This window comes from Methylosinus sp. DMC45 (genome assembly GCF_056313885.1).
This window is the reverse complement of sequence record NZ_JBQUZK010000032.1, coordinates 1-7,569: the sequence shown is the minus strand read 5'-3', so window position 1 is coordinate 7,569 and position 7,569 is coordinate 1. Positions and strand designations below refer to the sequence as shown.

The window sequence follows — 7,569 nt, the reverse complement described above, 5'->3', positions numbered from 1 at the left end:
GCTGGATCGACGCCGAGGCGCTAAGCGCCGCCGCGCAGAAATTCGCCAAAAGCCAGTATGGCGCCTATCTGACGCAATTCGCCGAGGAGGTTTTACTTCAGGAGCAGGCCAACGCTGCGGCGAGCACATGATGATGCGATCTGCGATCAATTCGTCAACCGACTTCCTATATTTCCCGAAATTCGACAAAGGTCATCATCGGCGTCTCGGTCGCCGAGTATATGTCCCGCACACGCCGTTTGCACCAGAACCCGCAGGATCGTCGCGTTCAAAATGGCGGCCCTTGAAATCGATCATCGCACTATTCCCGCCTGCTCCACACCCGGCGAACATTGCCCCAACCGACCCGCGATAGAAATTTGGAACAGAGCCCTTTATTCGTTTGCGCTCCGGGACGGATATGCCGTAAAAAATTGCGAGCTTCCATTCCGAGCATGAAGATCGGCCTCAGTTCGAAGAGGAAAATTCACCTATGGCGGGCACGCGTAGAGTTTGGGTCGCCGGACATAAAGGCATGGTCGGCTCCGCCGTGACGAGGCACCTCGAGGCGAGAGGAGAAGCCGTCCTGAAGGTCGATCGCTTCGTTGTCGACCTACGTAATCAAATCGCCGTGGAAGTCTGGCTGAAGCAGAATCGCCCGGATGCGATCGTCTTCGCTGCGGCGAAAGTCGGAGGCATCTACGCCAATGACACTTATCCGGCCGACTTTATCTATGACAATCTCGCCATCGAGACAAACATCATTCACTCCGCTCATGCGGCGGGGGTGAATCGTCTAGTCTTTCTCGGATCGTCCTGCATCTATCCGAAATTCGCGCCGCAACCGATCACCGAGGATGCGCTGCTGACGGGTCCGCTGGAGCCGACCAACGAATGGTACGCGATCGCCAAAATCGCCGGCATCAAGCTATGCCAAGCCTATCGCAAGCAATATGGCCGCAGCTATATTTCCGTCATGCCCTGCAACCTCTATGGACCCAACGATAATTTCGACCTGCAGACGAGCCATGTCCTGCCCGCCCTCATTCGCAAGTTCCACGACGCGAAAGTGGCCGGTCGGGACGAGGTCGTCGTGTGGGGCACCGGGACGCCGCTGCGTGAATTTCTGCATGTCGACGATCTCGCTCGGGGCGTCGTGTTCTGCCTCGATAATTACGACGGCTATGAGCATATCAATTGCGGGACCGGCTCCGAGGTGACGATTCGCGAGCTCGCGGAGACGGTGCAGCGCGCCGTCGGCTTTTCGGGCCGCTTGGTCCTCGATGCGACGAAGCCCGATGGGACGCCGCGCAAGCTGATGGATTCGAGCCGGCTTCGCGCGCTCGGCTGGACGCCGCAAATTTCCCTTGAGGACGGCATCGCCGACGCCTATCGATTCTTCCTCGCCAAGGAGAAATCGGCGGCCGTCCCTGTCCTCGATCCAGTCGGCTGAAGCGAAGCTGACGATCGGCGCGGCGGATGCACGCCATAGCGCGAGCATCCGCTTTTTCAGAGCCATAATGTGACGGGACGGCATTGCTCGGGTCTGAGCGACATGCGACGCCGCGCGCGATGTTTTTCGCCGGACGACCTTGCGCTGGTTACGGGCGTAGCTTTGTCATGAACAAGTTGACTTGATGAAATTTCAATATATTGAAAGGTAAAGTCAACGACTTGAGGTTTGCGTGTCGATAGTTGCATCAACCAGAAGTCTCGTCGCTTCGGCCTTTAGATCGATGAACATCGGCAAGTTCATCGGCCGCTTTCCCCGCAGTTTCGACATCGTCCCGCTGCTCGATATAGAAGCCGGTGCGGATGCCGCCGGCGAATGGAAAGTCACCGGCCTCGACCCGCAGCTCGATCTCGCCGGCTTCGGCGTGATTCCGCTCCCTCCCGGCGCTTATGCAATTCGCGCGATCGGCGGCACCGGGCTCGGTCAGCTCAACGAGGCCTCTTTCTACATCGATACGGGGTCGGGATTTTCCGAGGCGGAACGTCTCCCCATCCGCTTCTTCGAGGAACCGGATGGCGCCTTCACTGCCTATTGCCTCTTCGCCAAGCCCGTCATGCGCATTCGCTTCGATCCGGCCGACGGCTCGACGCCGGTCTTCTCGCTCCTCGGGCTCGAGTTCGATCTGACCGCCTCTGAGGAGCAGGCCGCTCGGCTTCGACGTGAAAGCGAACGGCGCGTCCGCCTGCTGATGAATCTGGTGCGCTTGCTACCGGAGACCGAGGGCGCCGGCGGCGCCGGCCGGGTCTGCAAAGCCTATCTCATGCATCTGCCGGACTTCGTCTCGCTGCGCGTCGCGGTCCCGCCCTATCACGCCGATCTCGCACACCGCTATCCAAAGGCCGAGTTCGTCGTCGTCACCGCCGACGACACCGCGCAAATGACGCAGCATCTCGAATGGTGCGACTGCTATTTCGATCCGCTGAATGCTCTGCGCCCAACCTATATTCCAAAGCATGTGCCGGTGCTCGCCTTCATTCACGATCTGCAGCACATGCATCATCCGACATTCTTCTCGGACGCGGAGAACGCCGCGCGTCTGCGCGAATATCGCTATGTCTTCGATCGCGCTGATGTGCTGCTCGCCAATTCGGAGTTCGAGCGCCGCAACTTCGAGACATTTTACGATGTCGATGCGGTGCGCGCGGTGCATTTGAGCGGCTTCATGGCCGAGGACTCGGGGCAGACGCGCGCGCATCTCGATAAAATTCGCGCCGAGAAGCCGGTGGACCGGCCCTATCTGATCTATCCGGCCGTGCCGTGGGTTCACAAGAATCACGAGATTCTGCTGCAGGCGATCGCCTTGCTGCACCAGCGCGGCGTCGATGTCCCGATCATGCTGACCAATGTCGGCGGCAAGAAGGATCGCGTCGAGCAGCTGACCGCCACCGCGCGCCAGCTCGACATTCCGGACCTGGTGCGGATCGAATCCTTCCTGCCCGAATCGACGCTGCTGCATTATTTCGTCTTCAGTGTCGGTTTGGTTTTTCCCTCGCTCTATGAAGGATTCGGCATTCCTCTCGTCGATGCGATGAAGCTCGGCGTCCCGGCGCTGACGGGAACCTCCTCCGCGATCACCGAGATCGGCGGCGACGCCTGCGCCTATTTCCAAAACGAGCGCAACGCCGTCGCCATGGCCGATGACATAGAGCGCTTTTGGCGCGACGATGCGCTGCGCCGAGACCTCGTCGAGAAAGGCTATGCGCGCGCCGAAATGTTCTCGTCGCGGAAAATGGCCGAGCAATTGACCGAGGTCGTCCAGCAGCTCGTCGATCGCAAAAAGAGCGAGGCCGCGGCGAATGTTCTGGCGCGCCGCCGCGTGAGGCGTCCGGCCGTGCTCGAGCGGCTCGCCGTGCTCGCGCTCTATCTCGAGCCGCTGGAGGCAGAGCAGATCGCCGCATTGCGGGAGATAGAGGACATAAATCTCTATCATGCGTCACTGTTCGGCGCGCAGGCGCAGGTGACGATCGGCGTCGACATCTCCTTGCTGCGCGATGAGGGGCTGCGCTCGCTATTCGCGACGGCGCGCCGCTTGATCGTGCTCGATTCGTCCAGGCCACGGGCGCGCGAGCGCGCGACGCTGGAGTTCAGCAATCGCTATAATGACGCCGACTACCATCTCATCACCACTCTGCCGCAAAACGCCACCGCCTATCGTGCGGATGTGATGGATGCGATTTTGATGGCGCTCGATCTCAATCCGTCGGCGACTTTCGCCGAGATCGATTCCGACGCGGTCAATGTGACGCTCGACCCGCCGCCCACGGAAATCGACGGCGTCCTGCAATATGAGAAGCGCCGCAAGAACGGCTTCGCCATCATCGACACGGTGATCCGTCGCGGCGGCTCGCTGAGCGACTTGCACAATGGCGATATCGCCTACCTCAGCGCTTTCTGCACCCGGGGAACGCGTCTGCGCTTTCCGGGCCGCTCCTCTTTCGCTGACGACTCTCGAGCCCGCGGTCATTGACAATGAGAATCGCAGATTTCCTCCTTCGACGCGGCGCGCCCGCGAACGCAGAAAGCGAAGCACCCACCTCCGAGAACGCGTACGAAGCGCTGCGATCCCCGATATCCGCATCCGAGACGCTGCGGAAAAGGCGGCGTGCCTACCCGATCATCGGCGTCGTCACGCCGGTCCGCAACCGGCGCGCTTGGACGCTCGGTTTCGCGCAGAGCATGCGGCGGCAGAACTACCCGTTCTTTCGCCTCTATTTCGTCGATTCGGGCTCGACCGACGGCACGCCGCAAGCGCTGCGCGCGCTCGGCGCGAGCGAGATCGTCGTCATCGACGATCCCGATTGGCACTATTGGACAGCGGCGACCAATTCCGGCGTGAAAGCCGCGCTAGACGACGCCTGCGACTATATTCTTACGCTCAATGACGACGCGATACTTCCCGATGATTTCCTCGCCGATATCGTCGAAGGCGCGCTCGACAGCGGCGCTCCTATTGTCGGCAGCGTGATCTCATACGCCAATGAGCCAGGCCGCCTCTGGGGCGTCGGCGCTTACAATGATTGGGAGAGCGGCGCCTTCGTGCAGACGGGCTTCGCCAATGTCCATGAGGACGCGCTCGATGCGAAGGAGCGAGTCGGCGTCGACTTGATCGAGGTCGATTATCTGTGCGGCAATGGTACGCTCGTTCACAAATCCGTCTTCGAAAAGATCGGTCTCTACGAGCAGCGCAACGCGCCCCATTATCATGCGGACAGCGAATTCACCATGCGCGCCGAGAAGGCCGGCCTGCGGCGCCTGATCGCGCTACGTGCGCGACTCTACAACCGCTTCACGGTCGATGGCGACGGCCCCTTTTCGAAGAAGAATATGAAATTCTTCTCGTTGCGCTCGGCCAATTTCGTGCGCCCAATCCTGCATATTCTGAACGAATATTGCCCGGCGCAACACCGCACGCGCGCTTTTGTTTTCTATTATGGCCGCTATCTCTCGCTCTTCGACGCACGCACGCGATCCAAGCTGCTGCGCGCCGTCAAATTCATGACTCTGTCAGTCGAAGAGCGGAAAGCTTTCGTCCCGCGGCTGACGCCGCCCGTCGATCCGGCTTTTCTCGCCTGCGACGATCTCGACATTCTTCTGTCTCTGCCGGTCTTCGAGTTTGTTCTGCTCTCCTACGGCCATCTGCTTCAGCGCGGTTGCAGCGACAATGAGCTGCGCAGCTATGCGCATGCGATCGGCGCCGGAAAATCGCGCGAAGCGGTCATTTTGGAGTTCACCGGCTCGGAGGAATATCGCAATCGGCCCGATCGCCCGCTGATGGCGGAGCTGGACATTGCGCTCTCTGCGCCGCGCTTCGGCCGCGCCCTCGTCGACGCCGAGCAGGACCTGTCGGATTCGCAATTCACGCTGGCGTTACTGGTGGCGGCGCGGGGCGGCATTCCGGAGCGCAGCGCTTTTTTCGACGCGCGTCGCCTCATCGAGGCGAAAGGACGCGCCGCCCTTGTCGAGGAGCTCGGCGCGCATTTCGACGGCGCGGCTTCGCGGAGCTTTGAGGCTTTGTCCGAGACGGTCGTGAAGGTCGCGGCGGTGGCGCCCGCCTCGGAGGATGCGATCGTCGTCTATGGTAATATCGACGTTCTCTGCATGGCCGCCGCCGATCCGCGAGCGCGAACCGGCGTCCATCGCTATGTGAAGAATGTCATGAGCGAGCTGCGGCGCGATCCCCGCGTCGACCTGCGCGTCTTCTATTCGCAATCTCTGCGGTCCGAGTGGAGCAAGCTCGTCGAGGCCGAGCCTCATTGGCTTGAGTGCGAGGCGCATCAGAAAGACGCGATCGCGGCGCACGCCATCGTGCTGCTGCCCTATTTTCCAGCCGAAGCCACGCCGGCGCGCTTCGCCGCTCTGCCGCAGAGTATAATGGTGCATGATCTGTTTCCGATGGAGCGGCCGGAGTGGTTCAGCGCGGAGGCCGTGTCTACCTTCCGGCGCCAGCTGCGTCAGCTACTGACGGTGGACCATATTTTCTGCAACTCACGCGCGACCCAACAGCAGTTGCAGGGCGCATTGCCGACGCTGCGCGCCACGACCTCGGTCGCTCATCTCGCAGCCGATGAAAACACCCGGACCACGCGGCGCGAGCTACGCAAAATTGTCGATCTCCCACGTAGCGCACGCTACATGCTCTGCGTCGGCACGATCGAGCCGCGCAAGAATCTGCTCAACGCCCTCGCCGCCTTTGCGCTTCTCGCCAATCGCCCGGAGGTTCGCGATCTGCATATGTTGATCGTCGGCGAGGAGGGATGGAAGGTCGATCTCGCCGAGCTACAACAGACTGCTGCCAATGCGACGAAGCGGGTACATTTTCTCGGGCGCGTGCCGGACGAGGATCTCTGGACGCTCTATGAAGGCGCGATCTGCTCCGTTTTCCCCTCGCTCGCCGAGGGCTTCGGTCTCCCGATTCTGGAATCCTTCGCCTGCGGCACGCCGGTCGTCACCTCGCGCGGCTCGAGCACAGAGGAGATCGGCGGCGACGGCGCTATGCTGGTCGACCCGCTCGATCCATCGGATATCGCCACGGCAATGTTGCGTCTTGCCATCGATACGACAGAGCGAAGGCGACTGAAGGCGGAGGCAGTACGCCGCGCGCAAGAATTTTCCTGGTCGCGCTGCGCCTCCGCCCATATCGCGGAGTTCGAGCGCCTGACGATAAAGCGACGATAGTGCCTCGTCGCGCGGCGCCTTGTTTTAGAGTCGGACTCGAAATGTTTACGTTTTGGCTCAACGCCTTGCGATGCGTCGCGTGAGGGTGCGGACGTTGGCGAAGAGCACCCATGCAACGGCGTTGGCGATTGTGGCTTCGAAGTCTTTGGCGAGGCGTCGGCAGCATCCCAGCCAAGCGGAGGTTCTTTCGACCACCCAGCGACGCAGCAGCAATTCGCAGCCTTTGGCTTTGTCCGAACGCTTGATGATCTCCAACGTCCACGAGCCGTTGCCTTTCAGCGCGGCGCGCAACTTGTCCCCGGCGTAGCCGCCATCGGCGAACATGTGACGCAGCCACGGATAGAGCGAACGGATCGAAGCGAAAACGCGCGGCGCTCCGTCACGATCCTGAACGTCGGCTTCGCGCACGACGAGACCAACGAGATTTCCTTGCGTGTCGGTGACGATGAGGCGCTTGCGGCCGTTGATCTGTATCCCTCCGGCGTGGCTTTCAAGGCGATATCACATAAACTCGATACAGGCGCATTGACGCCACGCAGGCTGATTTCAAGCGGCCGTCGTCACGGACTTCCACTCTGCCATCGCCCTGAGGCGATGCAGACGGACGGCAATGGCGGAACACCTGGAAGGTCTGGATGGAACGAAGAGATTGCGGACTGCCGAGAAGAGGTCGACGAAATGTTGTAGCCCTCGCCATGATCGAAACTCCTGCATCACTCGCTCGCGCTTTCGTAATGGGACATGGGAGTTTTCTGCGCGATTGTTCAAATCCTTGTGCGATCGATGCTCGACGCGCGGCATGATCTTCCGGCGCGCCACGGCATCGGAACCGAGCTTGTCGGTGACTATGCGCCGTGGGCGACAGCCCTGCTTGTGAAGAAGGCGTTTCAGCAATCGCTGAG

General features: G+C 61.0%; 4 protein-coding genes and 1 pseudogene. 3 read left to right on the top strand and 2 right to left on the bottom strand.

The genetic code is table 11. The features are described 5' to 3' along the window. The first annotated feature begins 472 nt into the window (after positions 1-472). The 3 genes from fcl (at position 473) to ACT53T_RS06860 (ending at position 6,667) form a co-directional block, all read left to right on the top strand. Positions 473-1,432, top strand: a complete 960-nt coding sequence (gene fcl, locus ACT53T_RS06870; protein ID WP_476160653.1) for a GDP-L-fucose synthase — start codon at positions 473-475, stop codon at positions 1,430-1,432. A 283-nt stretch (positions 1,433-1,715) separates the two neighbouring features. Next, positions 1,716-3,959 (top strand): glycosyltransferase family 4 protein, encoded by a 2,244-nt coding sequence (locus tag ACT53T_RS06865; protein ID WP_476160652.1) that lies wholly within the window; start codon positions 1,716-1,718, stop codon positions 3,957-3,959. 2 nt (positions 3,960-3,961) lie between these two features. Then, on the top strand, positions 3,962-6,667 hold the full coding sequence (locus ACT53T_RS06860) for a glycosyltransferase (protein WP_476160651.1): 2,706 nt from the start codon (positions 3,962-3,964) through the stop codon (positions 6,665-6,667). Positions 6,668-6,724: 57 nt separating this feature from the next. Here the strand turns inward: ACT53T_RS06860 and ACT53T_RS06855 are convergent. Both ACT53T_RS06855 and ACT53T_RS06850 read right to left on the bottom strand, forming a co-directional pair. Then, positions 6,725-7,144, bottom strand: a pseudogene (locus ACT53T_RS06855) (transposase); the annotation flags it as partial. Positions 7,145-7,213: 69 nt separating this feature from the next. After that, positions 7,214-7,569: DDE-type integrase/transposase/recombinase (locus tag ACT53T_RS06850; protein ID WP_476160650.1), on the bottom strand; the 356-nt coding region annotated here is incomplete at its 5' end.